General features: G+C 47.7%; 14 protein-coding genes and 2 pseudogenes. 13 read left to right on the forward strand and 3 right to left on the reverse strand.

What is annotated here, in order from left to right:
• Positions 1-9: 9 nt before the first annotated feature.
• From gatB to DWW13_RS09835, 6 genes are all read left to right on the forward strand, one after another.
• Complete coding sequence (gatB, locus tag DWW13_RS09810; protein ID WP_055228256.1) at positions 10-1446, forward strand: Asp-tRNA(Asn)/Glu-tRNA(Gln) amidotransferase subunit GatB; 1437 nt, start codon at positions 10-12, stop codon at positions 1444-1446.
• A gap of 163 nt (positions 1447-1609) precedes the next feature.
• Positions 1610-1822, forward strand: a complete 213-nt coding sequence (locus DWW13_RS09815; RefSeq protein WP_055228257.1) for a DUF378 domain-containing protein — start codon at positions 1610-1612, stop codon at positions 1820-1822.
• 114 nt (positions 1823-1936) lie between these two features.
• A complete protein-coding gene (locus tag DWW13_RS18840; protein WP_156327598.1) occupies positions 1937-2086 on the forward strand; it encodes a hypothetical protein in 150 nt (49 codons plus the stop codon).
• A gap of 485 nt (positions 2087-2571) precedes the next feature.
• Positions 2572-3378 (forward strand): transporter substrate-binding domain-containing protein, encoded by an 807-nt coding sequence (locus DWW13_RS09825; RefSeq protein WP_055228259.1) that lies wholly within the window; start codon positions 2572-2574, stop codon positions 3376-3378.
• Positions 3379-3472: 94 nt separating this feature from the next.
• Positions 3473-4162 (forward strand): amino acid ABC transporter permease, encoded by a 690-nt coding sequence (locus tag DWW13_RS09830; RefSeq protein WP_055217777.1) that lies wholly within the window; start codon positions 3473-3475, stop codon positions 4160-4162.
• On the forward strand, positions 4152-4895 hold the full coding sequence (locus DWW13_RS09835; RefSeq protein WP_055217779.1) for an amino acid ABC transporter ATP-binding protein: 744 nt from the start codon (positions 4152-4154) through the stop codon (positions 4893-4895). The genes DWW13_RS09830 and DWW13_RS09835 overlap by 11 nt, the downstream gene beginning before the upstream one ends.
• A gap of 79 nt (positions 4896-4974) precedes the next feature.
• Here DWW13_RS09835 and DWW13_RS09840 read toward each other — a convergent pair whose 3' ends face one another.
• Positions 4975-6762, reverse strand: a complete 1788-nt coding sequence (locus DWW13_RS09840; RefSeq protein ID WP_118720021.1) for an aminopeptidase P family protein — start codon at positions 6760-6762, stop codon at positions 4975-4977.
• A 288-nt stretch (positions 6763-7050) separates the two neighbouring features.
• Here DWW13_RS09840 and DWW13_RS09845 point away from each other — a divergent pair, with 288 nt between their 5' ends.
• Positions 7051-9780 (forward strand): beta-mannosidase, encoded by a 2730-nt coding sequence (locus DWW13_RS09845; protein WP_158579766.1) that lies wholly within the window; start codon positions 7051-7053, stop codon positions 9778-9780.
• Positions 9781-9872: 92 nt separating this feature from the next.
• On the opposite strand, the gene DWW13_RS09850 is transcribed toward DWW13_RS09845, so the two are convergent.
• Positions 9873-10748 (reverse strand): AraC family transcriptional regulator, encoded by an 876-nt coding sequence (locus tag DWW13_RS09850; protein ID WP_022462373.1) that lies wholly within the window; start codon positions 10746-10748, stop codon positions 9873-9875.
• A 172-nt stretch (positions 10749-10920) separates the two neighbouring features.
• Between DWW13_RS09850 and DWW13_RS09855 the strand changes: the two genes are divergently transcribed.
• Positions 10921-12222 carry an MATE family efflux transporter gene (locus tag DWW13_RS09855; protein WP_158579767.1) on the forward strand — a complete coding sequence of 434 codons (1302 nt, stop codon included), beginning with the start codon at positions 10921-10923 and terminating at the stop codon, positions 12220-12222.
• 76 nt (positions 12223-12298) lie between these two features.
• Here DWW13_RS09855 and miaB read toward each other — a convergent pair whose 3' ends face one another.
• On the reverse strand, positions 12299-13738 hold the full coding sequence (gene miaB / locus DWW13_RS09860; RefSeq protein WP_118720023.1) for a tRNA (N6-isopentenyl adenosine(37)-C2)-methylthiotransferase MiaB: 1440 nt from the start codon (positions 13736-13738) through the stop codon (positions 12299-12301).
• Between the two features lie 684 nt (positions 13739-14422).
• Between miaB and DWW13_RS09865 the strand changes: the two genes are divergently transcribed.
• From DWW13_RS09865 to DWW13_RS09895, 5 genes and pseudogenes are all read left to right on the forward strand, one after another.
• The gene (locus DWW13_RS09865) at positions 14423-14923 is read left to right on the forward strand and encodes a TRAP transporter small permease (protein ID WP_118719997.1); all 501 of its coding nucleotides are present in this window, start codon (positions 14423-14425) and stop codon (positions 14921-14923) included.
• Complete coding sequence (locus DWW13_RS09870) at positions 14920-18294, forward strand: TRAP transporter large permease subunit (protein ID WP_118719999.1); 3375 nt, start codon at positions 14920-14922, stop codon at positions 18292-18294. Before DWW13_RS09865 ends, DWW13_RS09870 begins: the two co-directional genes overlap by 4 nt.
• A gap of 205 nt (positions 18295-18499) precedes the next feature.
• Positions 18500-19885, forward strand: a complete 1386-nt coding sequence (locus DWW13_RS09875; RefSeq protein ID WP_147398323.1) for a hypothetical protein — start codon at positions 18500-18502, stop codon at positions 19883-19885.
• 389 nt (positions 19886-20274) lie between these two features.
• A pseudogene (locus DWW13_RS09880) lies at positions 20275-21851 on the forward strand (AAA family ATPase); the annotation flags it as partial.
• 475 nt (positions 21852-22326) lie between these two features.
• A pseudogene (locus DWW13_RS09895) lies at positions 22327-23016 on the forward strand (reverse transcriptase domain-containing protein); the annotation flags it as partial.
• Positions 23017-23049: the final 33 nt, after the last annotated feature.

Raw genomic sequence — 23049 nt, forward strand, 5'->3', positions numbered from 1 at the left:
AGCAAAACAATGTCAAAACAGTATGAAACCGTCATCGGACTTGAAGTACATGTGGAGCTTGCGACGCGAACAAAAATTTTCTGCGGCTGCTCTACCGCATTCGGCGGTGCGCCGAACACCCACACCTGCCCGGTTTGCACCGGTATGCCGGGATCCCTTCCGGTATTAAATAAGAAGGTTGTCGATTACGCCCTGCGCGTCGGACTGGCTGCAAACTGCAAAATCAACCAGCTCTGCAAATTCGACCGGAAGAACTATTTCTACCCGGACAACCCGCAGAACTATCAGATTTCCCAGCTGTATCTGCCGATCTGCCACGATGGATATGTCGAGATTGACACCGCAGCGGGAAAGAAGAAAATCGGCATTCATGAGATCCACATGGAGGAGGATGCCGGAAAGCTGATCCACGATGAGTGGGAGGATTGCTCGCTCGTCGACTACAACCGAAGCGGCGTTCCGCTGATCGAGATTGTATCCGAGCCGGATATGCGCTCTGCGGAAGAGGTTATTGCTTATCTGGAAAAACTGCGTATGATGATTCAGTATCTCGGCGCATCCGACTGTAAACTGCAGGAGGGCTCGATGCGTGCCGATGTCAACCTTTCGGTCCGTGAGGTTGGAAGTGAGAAATTCGGAACACGTACCGAGATGAAGAACCTGAACTCCTTTAAGGCCATCGGAAGAGCGATCGAGGGAGAGCGTGCAAGACAGATCGAGCTGATCGAGGAAGGAAAAGCCGTTGTCCAGGAGACCCGCCGCTGGGACGACAACAAAGAGTATTCCTACGCGATGCGTTCGAAAGAGGATGCGAAGGATTACCGCTACTTCCCGGACCCGGATCTGCCGCCGGTGCACATTTCCGACGAGTGGATCGACCGCATTGTGAAATCCATGCCGGAATTCCAGCCGGAAAAACAGGCACGCTACGTGGAGCAGTACGGACTGCCGCAGTACGATGCGGGCATTCTGACCGGTTCCAAGAAGCTGTCCGATCTCTTTGAGGAGACGACGGCGCTCTGCGGCAAACCGAAAAAAGTGGCAAACTGGCTGATGGGCGAGACCTTACGTCTCTTAAAGGAGAACGGCCAGGAGCCGGAGGATCTGCAGTTTTCACCAAAGCATCTGGCATCCCTGATCGAACTGGCAGAAGCCGGATCGGTCAACAACCAGGTGGCAAAAGAGGTATTTGAGCAGATCTTTGCAGAGGATGTCGATCCGGAAGCATACGTCGAGGAGCACGGACTGAAAACCGTAAACGACACCGGCCTTCTGGAAGAAACCACGAGAAAAGTTCTGGAAAACAACCCTGGCCCGGTAGAGCAGTACAAATCCGGAAAGACAAAAGTCCTTGGATTTCTGGTCGGCCAGGTCATGAAAGAAATGAAAGGCAAAGCCAACCCGGCAGCAGCAGGAGAGCTGCTGCAGAAGCTGCTGTCTGAATAAAGAAAACAAAATTGCACGAATGGAGGCCTGGAAATGGTCTCCATTTTTCTGCCCGAAAAATCAAAGAAAATGCATAATCTGCCTCCTTTTGGGAAATTCTTTATAAAGAAACCGGAAGAGATAAAAAGACGATACAAAATCCGGAAAAAGGAGGTTTCTTTACATGAAAGGACTGGATTACACCGCACTCACCGTTGCAATCATCGGAGCCGTCAACTGGGGCTTGATCGGATTCTTCCGCCTCGACCTCGTCGCCCTGATCTTCGGAAACATGACGTGGCTGAGCCGCATCATCTACGCGGTTGTCGGCATCTGCGGCCTCTACCTGATCTCCGTCTACGGAAGAATTTCCGACCACGTACTGGGACAGGCGTAAGAACAGGAACCCTCTCATATACGCAGAGAAAGGCGGTATGAGAGGGTTTTCTTTTGCTGTTTTAGGAAGGACAAAACAAATATTGCGGCCCTCTGTATGGTTTTGAGCAGGGATATGGATCAGAAAAAGAAAAAATACCGGATGCTTCTGGTGCAGCTTTCCTGTGCCGTTCTTCTGGCGAGTGATGCCGCAGCGTGGGCATTCCGCGGAAGTCCGGGGAGTCTGGAAAGAGGTATTGTGTATGTGAGTAACTATCTGGTTTGAATGTGATAGATCTTGCTGAATGGATTGCCCTTGCAGCAATTTTTATCAGCTGGTTTGGAACAGGTATTTTATGCAACGGATCTGGATTGTTTCGTTGTGCTGGAACAGGATGGTGACACTCTGTTTCTACAAAGCGTGGTCTGCAAGAAAAAGACGGCGATGAAGAAAATCTTAAAAAGAATCATTATGAAAAAAGAAACCGAGAAATTTGCGAGAAACATCAAAACGGAAGCAGAGTTTCCGAACTCGCAGAGGAATATGCTTTATCGGAAAAGAGCATTCAGCGGATCCTGCGCTGCACAGCAGCAGACGGAAAAAATACGGACTGAATACAAAAACGGAAAGACAGCCATGGAAGAACCCCCGGGCTGTCTTTTGTATTTCTGTTGCTTTTTTTTCCGTTTTTCCTTGCATTTCAGAAAGATGCTGTTATAATAAGGGGAAGTGAATAAATATACATTACATGAGGAGAGAAGGAGATTATTATGAAAATGAATTTTGCAAAAAAAGCAACAGCACTTGCAATGTCCGTTTTGTTTGCTGTTTCGATGGCAGGATGCGGAAGTTCTGCATCTACCGCAAAGAAAGTAGAAGTAACATCCGTAGAGGATCTGGCAGATCTGAAGATTGGTGTACAGACCGGAACAACAGGTGATTCTCAGGCGAGCGATGCCGTTAATGCAGATTCCCAGATGCAGCGTTACAACAAAGGCGCCGATGCTATTCAGGCACTGAAAAACGGAAAGATTGACTGTGTTGTCATCGATTCCCTGCCGGCAGAAAAATTCGTTGCAGCAAACGATGATCTGAAAATTGTAGAAGGCATTTTTGATACCGAAGAGTACGCGATGTGCTTCAAAAAAGGAAATGAGTTAAGAGACGAGTTCAACACTGCATTGGCAGAGCTGAAAGAGGACGGAACTCTTGATGAGATCATGAGCAACTACATTGGTGATGAAGTCGGACAGCATCCGTATGAATCCCCGGCAGACGCAGACCACTCCAAGGGAACGCTTACCATGGCAACCAACGCAGAGTTCGAGCCGTGGGAGTACAAAGAGGGAAATGATATCGTTGGTATCGATGCCGACATTTCCAAGGCAATCTGCGACAAGCTTGGTTATGAGCTGAAAATCGAGGATATGTCATTTGAAACCATCCTTGCATCTGTCAACAGTGGAAAAGCAGACTTCGGCGCAGCCGGAATGACCGTTACTCCGGAGCGTGAGGAGAGTGTTGATTTCACCGATACTTACGCAAATGCAACGCAGGTTGTTATTGTAAGAAAGTAATCTAATAAGAGGAAAAAGAGCGGCTGTCCGCCAGGCAAAATGGTGCAGCCGCTCTTTTTGCAGGAAATGAAACCACAAAGGAGAGATGTATTCTATGGAAAATTTACAGCATCAGTTTAACCGCTACTTTGTAGACAACGGTGCTACAGAGTGGTGGCTGACCGGTCTGAAGACGACGCTGCTTGTCACAGTAATTGCACTGTGCATCGGTGTTGTGCTCGGACTTCTCATCGCGCTGATCCGTTCGACACACGAGCAGACCGGTAAATTAAAACTTCTGAACATTGTGGCACGCGTCTATCTGACGATTATCCGCGGAACGCCGTCCATGATTCAGATTCTGTTTTTCTATTCCGTTATTTTTGCAACCGTAAACCTGAACAATATCGTGATCGGCGGAATTGCATTCGGTATTAACTCCGGTGCGTACGTTGCCGAGATCTTCCGTTCCGGAATCATGTCTGTGGATAAAGGACAGACGGAAGCGGGACGAAGCCTTGGTTTAAATTCGGCACAGACCATGCGTCTGATTATCATTCCGCAGGCGTTTAAAAATGTTCTTCCGGCGCTGATCAACGAGATGATCGTGCTGTTGAAAGAGACCGCCATCATCGGCTATATTGGAACCATCGATATTACAAAAGCAGCAACCCTGGTACAGAGCCGTACGTACGATGCGCTGGTTCCGCTTCTCTCCGCAGCGATCTTTTATCTGATTCTTGTTATGATTCTGACCTATTTCATGGGCAAACTGGAAAGGAGACTGCGTAAGAGTGACCACTAACGAAAAAGTATTAATTAAAGTTGAAAATCTGCAGAAGAGCTTCGAGGATAATAAAGTTTTAGACGGAATCAGCACAGAGATCCGTCAGGGAGAAGTTGTCGCCGTTATCGGTCCTTCCGGTTCCGGAAAATCGACGTTTCTGCGCTCCTTAAACCGTCTGGAAATTCCAACCGGCGGAAAAATTTACTTCGAGGGCGTTGACATCACGGCGCCGGAAACTGACATTGACCATGTGCGTCAGAAGATCGGAATGGTATTCCAGCAGTTCAATCTGTTTCCGCACAAAACCGTTAAGGAAAATATCTTGCTCGCTCCGGTGACGTTAAAACTAATGACACCGGAAGAAGCAGAGAAAAAAGCGATGGAGCTTCTGACCCGTGTCGGACTGCCGGACAAAGCAGATGCCTATCCGGGAAGCCTTTCCGGCGGACAGAAGCAGCGAATCGCCATCGCGCGCGCCCTTGCGATGAATCCGGATGTCATGCTGTTTGACGAACCGACTTCTGCACTCGATCCGGAGATGGTAGGAGAGGTTCTGGAAATTATGAAAGAGCTTGCCGAATCGGGCATGACCATGGTCGTTGTTACACACGAGATGGGTTTTGCCAGAGAGGTGGCAACCCGCGTCGTCTTTATCAACGAGGGAAATATTCAGGAGGAGAATACGCCGCAGGAATTCTTCGCAAATCCGCAGCACCCGCGCCTGAGAGAATTTTTATCGAAAGTATTATAAGGAAAAGAAATGAGAAAAACCGATGTTCTGTGAAAATAACACGCACAGAACATCGGTTTTTTGATGTTATAGAAAGAACTTATTTGGAAATCGGGCGGGTAGCTTCTTTCAGCCACTCTTTTTCGTCCCCTTCCAGATAAGGAGAAATCTTCTCATACACTTCTTTGTGGTAATTATTCAGCAGCTCGACATCTTTCTCCGTCATATACTGCGTATCGATACCGTCGAGGTCGATCGGAACCATGGTAACGAACTCAAAGCGCATGAACTGGCCATACATGTTCTTTTCTGCTTTGCGGCAGAGCATGAGGTTCTCGGTACGGATACCGTGGCTTCCTTCAATATAGATACCTGGTTCGTCGGAGGTCAGCATGCCTTCCTCGAGAACGGCATTTTCCATGCGCTCCGGAACCATTTTCCAGCGGAAACCGTTTGGACGCTCATGGACATTTAAGAGATAGCCGACGCCGTGGCCGGTTCCGTGATTGAAGTCAAGACCTCTCTCCCAGAATGCCTGTCTTGCGAGGTAATCGAGGTTGATGCCGATGCATCCATGGAGAAATTTTGCGTTTCCAAGACGCAGGGTTCCCATCGCGGTGATGGTGAAATGCTCTTTTTCTTCCTCAGTCAGCGGTCCGACAACAATGGTTCTTGTGATATCGGTTGTTCCTTCATAATACTGTCCGCCGGAATCCACGAGGTACATGCCTTTTGGCTGTAGAACGGAGAAATCTTCTTTCGTTGCCTGATAATGGCACATAGCGGCATTCGGGCCGTAAGCGGAGATGGTTCCGAAACTCGGCTCAATGTAGCCTTCCTGCTCTTTTCGGAAGGATTCCAGTTTCTCTGCAACGGAAACTTCGTCCATCGGGATTTTGCCGATGTTTTTCTTTAACCAGTAAACGAAACGGGTTACAGCAACGCCGTCTTTGACGTGGGCTTTGCGGATATTTTCCATCTCAACTGGTGTTTTCAATGCCTTTAAGGAGGAAGCCGGGTTCATCACATTGACAATCGTGTTTTCACCCATGACGCTCTGGCAGATCGTGTAGTTGACTTTGGCTTTCTCCAGAAGAATCGTTTTTCCTGTGATGCCGGCAGCGAAATCATAGACAGCATCGTATGGATGAATCGAAATACCAAGACCGGCAAGATACTGTTTTACTTCATCATTTAAAGTTGCTTCCTGAATAAACAGATGGCCTTCGGTTTCGGTCAGAATGAGGTAGGAGAGGACAACCGGATTGCACGGAATATCGTTTCCGCGGATGTTCAGCATCCAGGCGATATCGTCAAGTGCGGTCAGGATATGCACCTCGGCACCGTTCTCTTTCATCTTTTCGCGGACTTTTGCAAGACGGTCAGCAGCGGACTCGCCGGTATATTTGGAATCAAGAAGCCATACTGGTTCTGCAGAAAGTGCTGGGCGGTCGGACCAGATTTCACCGATCAGGTCACTTCGATAGGAGAGAAAACGCTCCGGAAGTGTCTTTTCCAGTGTCTCACCGAGCATCTCATTGACAACGCGGCCGTCGAAGCCGATGGTCATGCCTTCTTTTGTATTTGCCTGCAGGTATTCCTCTACGGTCGGAACACCTTCCTGTCCCATTTTCATTAAAGTAACGCCGGTTCCGGCAAGCTCTTTGACTGCTTGTACGAAGTAGCGGCCGTCGGTCCAGAGGCACGCTTCATCCTGGGTAATAACGGCGGTTCCGGCAGAACCGGTAAAGCCTGTGATATACGTTCTTGCTTTAAAGTAAGTTCCTACATATTCAGATTCATGGTAATCGGCGGTCGGAACCAGATAAGCGTCCACGCCGTAGGCTCTCATTTTTTCGCGGAGAGCAGCTAATCTTTCTGGTATCATAATTTTTTCCTCATCTTTCTTTTCGAAAAATACTGCCGGCATTTTTTCTCAGGATGCCGACATTTTTATTCTATCACATTTTCTAGATCTGTCAAAGTGATGATTGAGAATTTGTCTCACTGTTTCCGGAATTTTCTAAAATCGTTTCGCATTTGGAGATTTTTCCTATTTTTCAAGAGCTTTTTTGTACCATTTTGGTTAAAAAAGCAGTAAGATAAAAATAAAGTGAAAAGCGTGGCGAAACTACGCGAAAAAGCAGAAACTATGAAGAAAGGGGGACATACTGTAATGCATACAATATGTCTGAAAGACAACTGGACATTAACTGTCCTCGGAAAAAATGTTTACGATATTCCGGAAACTCCAATTGAAACGAAGGTACCGTCTACCGTTTACGGCACCCTTTTGGAGAAAGGCCTGATCCCGGAGCCATTTTATCGTGACAATGAGCTCGATGCACTGAAATTGATGGAGAACGATTTCGCATACGAGACAACGATCGTGATCAGTGAGGAAGACAGAAAAGCGGACCGTCTGTTTTTACACTTCGACGGAATTGATACCATCGCAGATGTTTATCTGAACGGAGAGAAAATCGGCTCCGCAGACAACATGAACCGTGTCTGGGAGTATGATATTACCGATCTTGTTGCAGGTGATGCAGCCGATACCGTATATCAGGTAAAAGTGGTTCTGCATTCCCCGACAAAATTCATCGCAGAAGAAGAAGCAAAATGCCCGGTTGGAGCAGCATCCGATGCAATGCCGGGATTCCCGCATATTCGTAAAGCAGCCTGCATGTACGGCTGGGACTGGGGTCCGCGTCTTCCAGATGCAGGACTGTTCCGTGAGGCTTCTGTTCTCGCAGTAAAAACTGCCCGTCTGGCACAGGTATTTGTAGGACAGGAGCATCATGTAACTGGAAAAAACGTTCATGGAAATGTGGTTGACTTCGTCCGCCTGACCGCAGATGCTGAAATCGAGTGGATGCCGGGTGTAACCGACGGTAAAGTAAAGATCGTAATGACCGTTACTTCCCCGGATGGAAAAACCGTTCTGACCGCAGAAAGCGGCACAATGGATCCGCTGACCAATTCTGCACCGGCAAAGAATCTGACCGGACTTACCTGTGATCTTCGCAGCAATCATGTACAGGCTTCCCTTACCGTAGAAAATCCGGAGCTGTGGTGGCCGAACGGCTATGGTGCACAGGCACTGTATCAGGTAAAGGTGGAGCTCGTTGCAGACGATATCCTGGATACCTGGGAGAAGAAGATGGGTCTTCGTACCATCACCGTAAATACTGACGTGATGGAAGATGAAGTCTTTGATGAGCATATGACCGGCCAGTCACCGGATTACGATGACGGCGACAACATGATCATGACCAACGGTGAGAAAAAAATCATCATTACCGATAAACCTGCAAAGACCGTAAAGGGCCGTAACTTTGCGTATGAAATCAACGGACTGCAGATCTTCGCGATGGGCGCTGACTACATTCCGGAGGACAATATCTTAACCCGTCAGACGAGAGAGCGTACCGATCTGCTGCTGAAATCCGCACAGGAGGCAAACTTTAACTCCTTGCGTGTATGGGGAGGCGGATACTTCCTCGATGACTTTTTCTATGATGTCTGCGATGAGAGAGGACTCCTCATCTGGCATGACTTTATGTTTGCCTGCGCATCCTACGAGCTGACAGATGACTTCGAAGAGAATATCTCCGCGGAGATCCGTCAGAATATGCGCAGACTCCGTTCTCATGCAAGTGTTGCTCTATGGTGCGGAAACAACGAGATGGAAACCCAGTACGAAACGCTGGCATGGCAGAAATCTAAGAAACAGACGTATGATTACATCCATCTGTATGAGTACATCATTCCGAAAATCGTCAAAGAAGAGGATCCGGAGAAATTCTACTGGCCGTCATCCCCGTCTTCAGGCGGAAATTACGAAAACAGCAATGCAGAGAACGTCGGCGATACCCATTACTGGGGTGTATGGCACGGAAGCGAGCCGTTCACCGCTTATCGTTCCCATCATTACCGTTTCCTGTCCGAGTTCGGATTCCAGTCCTTCCCGGCACTGCAGACTGTAAAACGGTTTACCGAAGACGGCGACCGCAACATCTTCTCCCGTGTCATGGAAATGCACCAGAGAAATACGGCTGCCAACGGAAAGATCCTGAACTACATTTCACAGACATACCTGTATCCGAAGAACTTCGACGAGCTTCTGTACTGCTCACAGCTTCTTCAGGCCGATGCGATCCGTTACGGCGTTGAGCATTTCCGCCGCTTCCGCGGTACCTGCATGGGTGCTGTTGTATGGCAGCTGAACGATATCTGGCCGGTAGCATCCTGGGCAAGCGTGGACTACTATGGAAACTGGAAAGCCCTGCAGTACGCAGAGAAGAAGATGTTTGCACCGGTCCTGCTTTCCTGCGAGGAGCACGGAGAGATCGATCAGAAACCGTTTGTCAACACACTGCCGCATCCGATTGATGTCAGTGCAGACCTTCATGTTGCCAATGAGACCGGTGAGCCGATCGTCGGAACCGTAAAATGGTCCCTGTGCCGTCCGGATTCTTCCGTAGTCAAAGAGGGAGCCTTCGAGGTGAATGCACCGGCTTACGGCGGACAGTGGATGCCGCATCTTGATTTCAACGATCAGGATCCGCTGGAAGTTCATCTGACCTATGAGCTGGTTGTTGATGGAAACGTAGTATCTTCCGGATCAACTCTGTTCTGCGCACCGAAGCATTACCATTTTGCAGATCCGAAGCTTTCTGTATCAGTAGACGGCGATACCGTAACCGTAACCGCAGAGAACTTTGCAAAATCTGTCAGCGTAGAGACTGAGAACGGTGTGCTTCGTCTGGACGATAACTTTGTGGATATGGAAGCCGGAACAAAGACCTTCCGCATTCTGCCGACCGCAGACTTCACCGCAGAGGGAACCGGCGTATCGGGCGCATACCGCGTAAGAAGCGTTTATGAGACTGCAGAGAGATAAGGAAAAAGTTTAAAGAAATACATAAAAAAGAAAGAGCGTGCAGCAAATGCCTGTGCGTTCTTTCTCTGAAAAAATTCGAAAACAGATGATCGTTACCGTCCAAGCTGGAGTTTTCGTGCCTGCTTCGGCGTGACGCCTTTCAGTTTTTTGTAGCAGCGGATAAAGTAACTGCAGTCCGTATAACCGACCTCCCGCGCGATAAACGAGATGTCGTGGCTGGAAAACAAAAGCATATTTTCGGCTGCATTGATCCGGGTTGCTGTAATGTATTCCTTGCAGGTCATATTGTACCGGCGGTAGAAATTCATGGAAAAGGTGGAGTGCGACATATTGCACATCGCGGCCAGTTTTTCTACGGTCAGCTCCTCAAAGTAGTGGGAATCGATGTATTCGGAAATCAGGTCAAACCTGATTTCATAAGAAGGATGAACGCCGGGAGCCAGAAAGAAATCACCATTTTTCTGCCAGATCCGCGCAAATTTGGTGACGATTTTCCGAAGATCGGCAGTTAATACCATCGAATAACCGAATTCTTTATTCTGATATTCGGAAAGAATATCGGAAAAAAGCGGAAAAAGATTCATTTGGGCCGTCTGTTCCGGAGAAAAGATACAGGAACAGCGGTAGGCGTGAATCCCATGCAGCATGGCGCGCAGATCGATTTCATCCGTTTTGCAGGACGGCAGAAGATTGGGATCGAATTTGATCACATCGTACTGAACTGGAGAAGAACCTCTCGCAAGAGCGATGGAGTGGACGCATTTGGGCGGAAAAAGAATGACAGCGCCCTTCGTGCAGGTGGATACGACATTGTCAAGGGAAACTTCGATTTCGCCTTTGCGGACGTAGAGAAGTTCTACATAATAATGCCAGTGCGCCGGAATCGGCAGGAGATCGCGGGTGCTGTCAGAAAGAAATGCCTCATAGGGGGAAGCAATTGGATCGATGTATTCGTATAAATTGTTCATGCCAGTGATGTAAAAACCTTTCGTCTAAGTTATGCTCTATTATAGCCGCATTTTGCGGTCTTGACAAGACGAGGGGGAATCAATAAAGAAACAGGAAATTCTAAAAGAGAAAGGACAGGATAGAAAAAATACCATGCAGAACACAACAAATGATATGACAAGAGGGAACAGCATGAAACTGATTTTTCAGTTTTTCCTGCCCATTCTGATCGGAAATCTGTTCCAACAGCTTTACAGCTTCGTGGATTCCATGGTTGTCGGAAAAGGAATCGGAGATACGGCGCTTGCCGCAGTTGGAAACACAGGCTCCGTTCATTTTCTGATTATCGGCTTTGCCGTCGGACTGACGGGTGGCCTTGGCATCTGTATTTCGCATTCTTTTGGTGCAAACGATACAAAAAAGCTGCGGAAAGAGATTGCCATGTCGGTCTATATCTGCCTTGCCATCGGAATCGTGATCACAACGTTCAGCCTGCTTCTGATGCGGCGGCTGTTTATCTTTCTGCAGACGCCGGAGGATATGATGACGGATACTCTCGTGTATTTCGGAACAATCCTGGCCGGAAGCACCATCACGATTTTCAATAACTTTGTGATGACACTGCTCCGCTCGGTCGGAAACAGCAAGGTTCCGCTCGTCTCCATGGTGCTTTCTGCCATTGCCAATATTGTGCTGGATCTTCTCTTTGTGTTTCCGCTTCACATGGGTGTATTTGGAGCAGCACTTGCCACGGTTCTGGCGCAGGCGATTTCCGCGCTGTACTGCTTCTGGCACATCCTCCGTGCACCGGAGTTGCTTCCACAGAAGGGGGACTGGAAAGCGGATGGAAAAATTCTTGCCGCGCTGACCGGAAAAGGTCTTCCGGTTGCAGTGATGAATTCTGTTACTGCCATCGGAGGAATGGTGCTTCAGGTCTTTGTTAACCAGATGGGAACCGCCTATGTAGCTGCGTATGCGGCATGCATGAAGGTCTGCGGTCTGTTTGAGCAGCCGGGTGTGACCGTCGGACTGGCGCTTCTGACCTTTACCGGACAGAACTATGGAGCAAAGAAGTATGACAGAATCAAGAGCGGCGTATGGGCCGGTGTGATCCTGTCGATTCTGGTCAATCTGCCGTTTGCGGCGCTGGAAATTTTCGCGCCGAAATTCCTGGCATCTCTGATGCTGAACGATCCGACCGTCATTTCCTACACCTGTATCTTTCTTCCGCTCACCGGAATCGCATTGTTTCCGCTTGGATGGCTTTTCGTATTCCGAAACGCCTGCCAGGGCATGGGAAAAACGGTACTGCCGATGATTTCCGGTGTTGTTGAAGTTGTGATGCGTGTCGGCATCGTTCAGATTGCGGTTCCGCACTTTGCGTTCCGCGGTGTCGCATTCGCTGAGATTTCCGCATGGATTGGCGCGGGAGCGATGCTGATGGTTACGTATCTGGTGTATCAGGTGCGGCTGTCAAAAGGTGTTTCGAAGTAAAAATAAAAATCCCGGATTCTGGATACCTGCCGTAAAAGCAGGAACCGAAAATCCGGGATTTTTGTTTTTGAAAGATTTAGTTGTTTTCCACCGGTGTTCCCATGTAATAGAAACCGCGGCACTCATCCAGATATACATTCTGCAGCGTGCCGATCAGGGAAGCATCACCTTTGAAATGAACGAGCGTATTGTTACTCATACGGCCGGTCACAAGGGACGGATCCTGTTCATTGATGCTCTCGACGAGAACTTCTTGAACTGTGTGGGTATGTCTTGCCGTTACCTCACGGGAGATTTCCTGTACTTCAGCAAGAAGACGGTCGAAACGGTCCTTCACAACATCGACCGGAATCTGATCCTCCATAGCGGCAGCCGGTGTTCCTGTTCTTCTGGAATACTGGAAGGTAAAGGCGCTGTCGTAGCGGACCTTACGTACCACATCCATCGTTTCGAGAAAATCTTCCTCTGTCTCGCCAGGGAAACCGACGATGATATCGGTTGTCAGGGAGACATCCGGTACTTTCGCGCGGATGCGGTCAACAAGGTTAAGATACTGCTCTTTCGTGTAGCGGCGGTTCATCAGCTTTAAGATGCGGCTGCTTCCGGACTGGAGCGGGAGATGAAGATGGAGGCAGACCTTTTCGCAGTCGCGCATCGCATCGATCAGCTCCTCAGAGAGATCCTTCGGGTGGGAGGTCATGAAACGGATGCGTTTCAGCCCTTCGATTTTATTAACCTCGCGCAGAAGCTGGGCAAACGTCATCGGCTCCTCAAGATTCTTTCCGTAAGAGTTGACGTTCTGACCGAGCAGCATGATCTCCACAACGCCGTCTGCAACGAGGCGTTTGATCTCTGCAACGATTTCCTCCGGCTTCCGGCTGCGCTCGCGGCCGCGCACATACGGTACGATACAGTAGCTGCAGAAGTTGTTGCAACCGAACATGATATTGACACCGGATTTGAACGGATATTTCCGGTCAACCGGAAGATTTTCCACGATCTTGTCGGTATCTTTCCAGATATCGATCACCATGCGGTCCTCGGTCATACAGCGGACAAGGTATTCAGCGAAGCGGTAGATATTGTGGGTTCCGAAAATCAGGTTAACGAAATGATAGCTTTTTTTGAGCTTTTCGACAACGAGCGGCTCCTGCATCATGCATCCGCAGAGGGAGATGATCATGCCCGGATTTTTCTTTTTGTATTTGCCAAGCTGTCCGAGACGGCCGTAGACGCGAAGATTGGCGTTTTCACGGACGGTACAGGTATTGTAAACGACAAAGTCAGCATCCTCGGTCTCCACAATGTGGTAGCCGACGGTTTCCAGGATTCCCTCGAGCTTTTCAGAATCGCGGGCGTTCATCTGGCATCCGAATGTTGTGATACAGGCAGTCAGGAATTCTTTGCCGTTCTTTTTCGCGCGTTCTGGGACGAGCTGCTGTTTTAAGAGCGCCATAAAGTAATACTGGCGCTGCGGTTCTGCTTCCGGAGCCGGGAGTGTGATATCAACGTCCATCAGGTCAATGCCGGAAACCTCTGCATCCGGAATCGTTCTAAGATCTATTTTCATAGTTGCTGTTCCTCTTTTCTGGGTAGTAAAAATCGTGGCAGAATGCCGAGAAAAAAGACCCGTCGCATCGGATCTTATCTGTCTGTTATTTTATCGTATCTGTGGGAAAATAGCAAGGAAAAAAGGTGCTGCAATCGAAGCAGAACAGCAAACCGAAAATTTTACGGTTTTTCAAAATTATAACAAAATTTCAGAACCAATTCTTGACAAATGACAAAAATCGCGCTAAAATTACAGCCGTCGTGTAAGATAAATTCTGGGAAGAGAAAAAGTAAATGCGGAAAAAGCGTTTGCAGAGAGCTGTCGGAGAAGGTGCGAGACAGCAGCGTGTCCGGATTGAACATCATCTCGGAGAAGGGAAACCCAAAGAACTGTTTTTATTGTTTCATTAAGATAAAGACAGGATTCCAGTAGGTTTTCACGGGAGTTTCCCGTTACAGAAACCGCGTATGCTTGTGCGTGTATTCGTACTTGTTTCAAAGGAGAGACAAGGGTGGTTTGCGGAAAAAATATGGTCCGTCCCTGGTTATCGTGGGGCGGCTTTTTTTATGCAGAAACACCGGTAATACAGCCTGGCAAGAAACAAATCCTGCTGCCAAACACGCGCAGACAGGAAAAGGGAGGAAACATATGAAAGTGTACAAAAAAATCATGAACGGCGTGGCATTTGTCGAGAAATTGATTCTTGTGCTGTCCACGATCCTGATTGTTGTGCTTACGGTCGGAAATGTCCTGTCCCGTAAGATTCTGCATCAATCCTGGTCATTTACCGAGGAACTCGTTGTTGCGGTATTTGTCCTGATTACACTTCTCGCTGCAGCGCTCGCTGCCCGTGACGGAGAGCTGGTCAATCTTTCTTTACTGCCGGACCGTCTTTCTGCGAAGGCGAGAAGAATCCTGCTGGTTGTCAACACAGTATTTAGTGTTGCCTTTACCGTAGTTCTGTTTAAATACGGCATGGACAAGGTACTGACCCAGCTTGCCAACGGAAAGAGAACGTTCGTTTTAAACTGGCCGGAATGGATTTTCTGGTCTTTCGTACCGATCGGCGCAGCCTGCATGACGCTGCACATGATCGAATATTTGATTGATACATTCGTAAAAGCAAAAGAGGAGGGACAGAAAAAATGATCAGTGCAATTCTTTTTCTTTCATTCTTTGTTTTTCTGATCCTTGGTATCCCGATTGGCATCTGCCTTGGTCTGTCTTCGATCTGCGCGATCCTGTACTCCGGTACATCCCTGACCATCGTAGCAACCAATATGTATTCCGGTATCAGTAAATTTTTGCTCCTTGCCATTCCGTTCTTTGTACTGTCCGGAAACATTATGGCAAAAGCGGGCATTTCCAAACGACTGATTCGTTTCGTCGACACCTGCGTCGGCCATAAAAAGGGCGGTATCGCGATCGTATGCGTTATCGTAGCCTGCTTCTTTGGCGCGATTTCCGGTTCCGGTCCGGCAACCGTAGCAGCACTTGGCATGGTTCTGATCCCTGCCATGATTGAGCGCGGCGGATTTTCTGCTCCGTTTTCCACGGCCCTGATGGCGACGTCGAGTTCGATTGCGATCGTCATACCGCCGAGTATTGCATTCGTTGTTTATGCATCCATCACAGGCGTATCCATTGCCGATATGTTCACAGCAGGTATCGTTCCTGGTATTCTGATGGGTGTGGCCCTTGTCATCGTTGTTCTTCTGGAGGCAAAGAAACACAACATTCAGCCGACCCAGAAAAAAGCAACAGCCAAAGAAAGATGGGATGCTTTTAAAGATGCTTTCTGGGGATTCTTAATGCCGGTCATCATCCTTGGCGGTATCTATGGAAGTGTTTTCACCCCGACCGAGGCAGCTGCCGTTTCCGTTGTATACGGTCTGTTTGTCGGAATCTTTATTTATAAAGAGATCAAACTGAAAGACCTGTGGGATCTGATGGTAGATTCTGCCAAAACAACCGGTGGAATTATGCTGATCGTCGCAAGTGCTTCTCTGTTCTCCTTTGTCTGCACAAAGTTTGGTATTGCGCAGGCAGCATCGGATCTTCTTGGAAGCGTTGCTCATAACCAGTTTGTATTCCTTCTGATTGTCAATATCATTTTCCTGATTGCAGGATGCTTTATCGATGCAAACTCTGCCATGTATATTTTCATCCCGATTATGCTTCCGGTCTGCAAAGCCCTTGGCTATGACCTGGTAGCATTCGGTATCGTGGCAACCGTCAACCTGGCCATCGGACAGGTAACTCCACCGGTTGGTGTCAACCTGTTTGTTGCCATTTCCGTAAAACTGAAAAAAGGAATGGAAGTTACCATTCAGCAGATTTCCAAAGCTGTTATGCCAATGATCGCGGCATCGGTAGCGGTTCTGCTTCTGATTACGTATGTTCCGCAGATTTCCACATTCCTTCCAAAAGCGCTGGCAAAAGACGGAGCTTATACCGGAACGGTAGCTGCAGCAACGAATTCCGATACTTCCAGTGGCGATGGTGCGGATGGCAGCACAGCAGGAAATTCCTCCGGCAATGAGGATTACAATGATATCGCTGATTACAGTGACCTTGGATGGGAAGAGCAGACCTGGAACTTTACCTGCTCCACCACCGAGAACAGTACCTGGGCAGAAGGCGGACGCAAGTTCGGCGAGCTCATGGAAAAAGCAACCGGCGGCAAGATCAAAGTCAAGGTATACGCCGCAGACCAGCTGACCAACGGAAACCAGTCCGAGGGAATCCAGGCACTGATGAACGGAGACCCGGTACAGATTTCGATGCACAGCAACCTGATTTACTCTGCGTTTGACCCGAGATTTAACGTCGTATCTCTTCCGTTCCTGTTTGATTCCGTAGAAGATGCGGATGCAAAACTGGACGGCGACGCAGGCGAAAAATTAAAAGCAATCCTCGATGAGTACGGCCTGCACTGCATGGGAATCGCCGAGAACGGTTTCCGCCAGCTGACCAACAGCAAGCAGGAAGTAAAAACCGTCGATGATATGAAAAACCTGAAAATCCGTGTCGCAGGAAGTAACCTGCTGATGGAGTGTTACAAACGCTGGGGCGCCGATGCGACCAACATGAACTGGTCCGAGACCTACACCGCCCTGCAGCAGAAAACCGTAGAAGGCCAGGAAAATCCGCTCCCGGCTATCGATGCAGCAAGCGTACAGGAAGTACAGCCGTACTGCTCGATGTGGAATGCAATTTATGACTGCCTGTTCTTCTGTATTAACGGAGATATCTATAACAACCTGACCCCGGAGCAGCAGAAAGTTGTCGATGAGGCCGGACAGAAAGCCGTCGATTACGAACGTGCGATCAACCGTGCCGGTGACGATGAGATCATGAACCGCTGGCAGAACGAGAACGGTGTCAAGATCACAAAATACGAAGATATGGACATCGATTCCTTTAAACAGGCGGTAGACGGTGTAGATGCCTGGTATCAGAACGAACTGGAAAGCCAGGGCTATGACGATGCCAAAGATCTGATTGAAGCCTTTACAAAGAAAGATACATCTTCTGCAAGCACCTACGATGTAGAAGACAGAAGCGATCTCGACTGGCCGGAGCAGACCTGGAACTTCACCTGCTCCACGACAGAAACCAGTACCTGGGCAGAAGGCGGCCGGAAGTTCGGTGAGCTGATCGAAAAAGCAACCGGCGGCAAGATCAAAGTCAACGTATATGCCGCAGACCAGCTGACCAACGGAAACCAGTCCGAAGGTATCCAGGCACTGATCGATGGAGATCCGGTACAGATTTCAATGCACAGCAACCTGATTTACTCTGCATTTGATCCGAGATTTAACGTCGTATCCCTTCCGTTCCTGTTTGATTCCGTAGAAGATGCGGATGCAAAACTGGACGGCGAGGCAGGCGAAAAATTGAAAGAGATCCTTGATGAGGACGGCCTGCACTGCATGGGAATCGCCGAGAACGGTTTCCGTCAACTGACCAACAGCAAGCAGGAAGTAAAAACCGTCGATGATATGAAGAACCTGAAAATCCGTGTCGCAGGAAGCAACCTGCTGATGGAGTGCTACAAACGCTGGGGCGCCGATGCCACCAACATGAACTGGTCCGAGACCTATACCGCCCTGCAACAGAAAACCGTAGAAGGCCAGGAAAATCCGCTTCCGGCAATCGATGCAGCCAGCGTACAGGAAGTACAGCCGTACTGCTCGATGTGGAATGCAATTTATGATTGTCTGTTCTTCTGTATTAACGGAGACATTTATGACAGTATGACACCGGAGCAGCAGGAAGTAATCGATGAGTGCGGACGTCTTGCAACACAGTACGAGCGTGAAATCAACCGCGCCTGTGATGATGAAATCATGAACCGCTGGCAGAATGAAAATGGTGTTACCATTACCAATTATGAGGATATGGACATTGATTCCTTCAAACAGGCGGTAGACGGCGTGGACGAGTGGTATCAGAAAGAACTGGAAGGACAGGGATATGATGATGCCAAAGAGTTGATTGAGACGTTTACAAAATAGGCAGGTTCGCAGATGTTTCTACAGGCTTTGCCGGGTCTGACGGGAAAATAATGCAGCCAGACTACATATGGTAGAAAATAAAAATCCATCCATAACTGGGAGGCCTTTGATGAGACTGCTCTTGGGTATGGATGGATTTTTTTATTTGAGTTTTCCAGGAAAACAGGTATACTGGATGGTAGCAGAAAACGGGAGATTTGAATCAATGAAACAGAAAAAAGAACGGGAAAAAGAAATCAGTCAATGGCCATGGATTTCCATGCTGCCGTTCGGAATCCTGGCGGGATACTGGGGAGATAAGGAAGTGCGGATTACGGCAATTTCGGAATATGGCTTTCAGACCCGCCTCGCGGCACCGGCCACAGCGGAGCAGAAAAACGCACCGTGGGAACTGGCATTTTACGATCAGAAAACGGCATCCTACCAGCGGATTCTTCTTCGTGATGCGACTTTTCTGCAGGAAAAAGAGGAAGATTTTGATGTTGTTTATACCTTCGCCACGGAACAAGAAGATTATCGAAATGCGGTACAGCACCTTGCCCTGCAATACAGCCAGTATATTCGCTGGAAAATGGAGGACGATGATGCCGCTCTTGCAGAACAGATGACAGGATATCCTGCGGAGCAGGACGCGTTTCATCTGGAAAGTCTGGAAGAGCAGAAAAAAGTATGGTTTTCCGGAATTACGAAGGAAACCTTTGTGGCATTGCAAAATAGTGCTGCCGGATCCGGGCAGCCGATTGAGCTGGCGCTCGAACTGGACCGGCCGGAATGGTATAAGGCGTATCTTTCGATGGAAAGTGGGGTGTTTTTTGATGCTTATTTTCGGAAAAACCAGATTCCAGATCCGCCGCTTTTTCACCCGGACCGGCTCTATATAGGAAATGCTTTTTGCCCGCATCTGGCGCCAACGGAAGAGGAACTGTTTGCACTGATGGACAAAGCCTGTCGGGAGTCATTTTCAATTACGCTTACGTTTCCATTTTTGCTGGAAGAAAATCTGTCGGAAACACAGCAGCGGCTGCAGCGCCTCGCTGAATGGTGCGAACGAAAGAATAAAACCGTTGAGCTTGTTGTAAATGACTGGGGAACCGCTCATCTGGCCGCTCATTTTCCTGTGTTTTCCATCTGTCTAGGCATTCTGCTTAATAAGCGAAAAAAAGATCCCAGGATGGCCTACAAGCTGGGAGACCGCACACTATTTGAGAAAAACAGCGTCCACGCGGCATTTTACCGTAAATATTTGAAAGCAGAATTCCAGATCGAGCGGTATGAATGGGAGAGCTGCGGCAATACCGGTACCGGGAAGTTCCCGGAAGGAAAAAACAGTATGCATCTTCCCTTTTATCAGACCAATACCTCGCAGTACTGTCCACTGTACGTAGCGTGCACCAAAGGAAGCCGCAGCGCGCAGATGCCGGTGCGGGAATGCCCGAGGTTTTGCGAAAAACAGGCGTTTTTATATCCGGAGCATCTGCGGATGATGGGGAGATATAATTCGTTGTTTGGGGTGGATTTGGATGTTTGGAAGAGAATGAGAGAGATGTTGAAGCTGTGTGGAGTGGATCGGGTGGTAGTGAATTTGCTATAGTTGATTGGGCTTTTTGAATAAAAAAACTTGATTTTGAGAAAAGAACAATACAATTAGGCATATGATATACCATCTATTAAAAATATTGTTGAAGCTATTATCTCAGAAATGTGGTAAAATAAACGGGTATTGATTATCGAAATCTTTGCTTGTGATTAATGTTGTATTATTTTGGGCATTAGTATGATAGAGTCGCAGTTTTTGACATTTACGATAAATAATGATGATTACAGAGGATGGCATGTACGATGGTAGATTTGTTTAATGAGAATACTCTTTTTGTGCTTTTCTTTGCAATGGTTGCTATTTATAATTATTCTGCTTTAAAAGAATATCAGCGAATGGCGATTATCTATATTAGTATTTATGCATTAGCTGCCTTATTCTTTTTGAATCTTTTTACCAGACCACGCCGATTTGGAAAAACCTTAAATAGCTTAAGAGTTTTTTTGAAATTGGAACAGATCGAACGCTGTTTGATGGTCTCTATATTTCCCGGAACCAAAAGCTGTGTGAGGAATATATGGGAAAGTACCCCGTTATTTTCCTGTCACTCAAAGGAATTGACGGCTTATCCTTTGAAGCCGCAAAATACCGTTTAACGGAGTTGATCGGGGTGGAAGCAGAGCGATTTGCATTTTTAGCGGACAGTGAAAAACTGACGGAAAATGAGAGGAGCAAATATCGGGCGATCATCCATTTAGTGAATGGTAAATATTCCATGGATGAGGATATGCTTGTCTCCAGCCTGCAGACATTATCACAGCTGTTATGCCGGCATTATGGTCAGAAGGCCATGATTCTGATTGATGAGTATGATGTTCCTCTCGACAAAGCGTTTCAGCATGGATACTATAAAGAAATGGTTTCACTGATTCGGGGATTGTTCGGACAAGCGCTGAAGACGAATGATGATCTGCAATTTGCTGTACTGACAGGATGTCTCCGGGTTTCCAAAGAAAGTATCTTTACAGGACTGAACAATTTCAAAGTTTATGCAGCAGACGACGTTCGCTATGATGAAGAGTTCGGCTTTACGAATGAAGGGGTAAAAAAACTTCTTGCAAATTACAATCTGCAGGAACATTTCGAGAAAGTGAAAGAGTGGTATGACGGTTATCATTTCGGCGACGCAGATATCTATTGTCCCTGGGATGTGATTAACTATGTGGACGATTTAGTGAGCGATCCAAATGTGCAGCCTAAGTCCTATTGGATCAACAGCAGCGGAAATGATCTTGTGAAACGCTTTATTGAACAGGCTGATATCACGACAAAAGACGAGATCGAACAGTTGATTGCAGGAAATGCAGTTGAAAAGAGAATTCGTTCGGATTTGACTTATGACGAAATTGACAACAGCATCGACAATATATGGAGTGTGCTTTTTACAACCGGATATCTCACACGGCTTGGAAAAGCTGAAAATGGCGTGTACAAGCTGATCATTCCGAATCAGGAAGTCCGCGAAGTTTTTGTTCTGAAGATCCGCGAATGGTTTAATCAGATCGTTGCGAACAACAGGGCATCTACAAATAAAATCAATCAGGGATTTCTGGAAGGAGAGGCGGAGACGATCCAGCAGGAACTGACGATGTTTCTCGGAGAAACGATCCGTGTTTTCGATACAAAGGCACGGAATGAAGAAAAAGAAATTTTTTATCACGGCATTTTACTTGGTATTTTGAAAAATTATTCTGGCTGGGTTGTGAAATCAAACAGAGAATCTGGAGATGGTTTTGCGGATATTCGGCTCAAACCGAAAAATCCGGATGCGGGAATCATAGTGGAATTGAAATACGTCCGTTCTCTGCATGATCTCGATCAGGCGTGTGAAAGAGCGCTGGAACAGATCGAGGACCGCAGATACGATACAGAACTTCGTGAAGATGGACGAAATGATATTCTTGCATATGGAATTGCATTCTGCAGAAAACGGTGTAAAGTGGTGGTTAAAAATCTATAAACAAAAAGCAGTCTATATGGGCTGCTTTTTTTGCTGCGTGCGCCTGGCGGCGCACGTTTCTAACGGGTTAAAGTCCCGAATCCGCCCGGTAGTGGGAAGGATATAGCCGAAGGCCAAGGTGTCCATCGTGAGGTGGAATCTGAAGGAAGCCGGATGTGGGAACAGACTAACCACGGGCAAATCTCTGGTCTGACGAACAGAAATCTCATATAAGGTTATGCATGAGGGTAAGGCTGCGCACCAAGTCAAAGCCCAATAACTACACGGAATCATGCGTGATAGATGAGGCCGATGGATGGAGAGGAAGAAACGTGTGGTACCCGGGGAGGTCTGTGCGGTATGCTCCGAAAGGAGTAACCACTGTACAAAGCAGTGCTGAACGCACAGAAGTCAGCAGAGGTCATAGTAGCCGAAAGGTGAAGGACCGAATCAGTAGGAGTCTTGAGTATGACTGGGAAAGGAGGAATGACTGATTATGACAGAAAACACAAACAGTGGCTGTTCGCAAAGAGATAGTGCGGAACATGAAAGGTATGCGAAAGCGTCAAGGTCATTCAATCGGATATGGAAAGAAAGAGACAGTGCACAGCCGAAACTCCTGGAAGCGATACTGTACAAAGATAATCTAAACAGAGCGTATAAAAGAGTGAAGGCGAATAAAGGAGCGGCAGGTATTGATGGAATGAGTATCGAAGAAACCCTGCCATATCGAAAGGAACATCAACAGGAACTGAAAAACCGGATACTCAGAGGAAAATATACCCCATCTCCGGTAAGGCGGGTTGAAATTCCAAAACCAGACGGTGGTGTGCGAAAGCTTGGCATACCAACGGTGATAGACCGTACCATCCAACAGGCAATAACGCAACAGTTAGTGCCAATCTATGAACCGCTGTTTGCAGATGGTAGCTTTGGCTATCGTCCGGGCAGAAGCGCCAAAGACGCAATACTTAAAGTGAAGGAGTATGCGGAACAAGGATACACATATGCAGTATCCTTAGATTTATCGAAATACTTTGATACACTTAACCATGAAATCCTTATTAACTTACTACGCAAGACAGTAAAGGACGAACGGGTGGTACAGTTGATTAAGCGTTATCTGAAAAGTGGGGTAATGGAGAATGGAGTGGTGATGGAAACAGAGGAAGGTTCGCCACAAGGTTCATTATGCCGAGCTCGGCATAACGACCCTTAT

Source organism: Blautia sp. AF14-40 (assembly GCF_003479665.1).
Classification (GTDB): domain Bacteria; phylum Bacillota; class Clostridia; order Lachnospirales; family Lachnospiraceae; genus Fusicatenibacter; species Fusicatenibacter saccharivorans.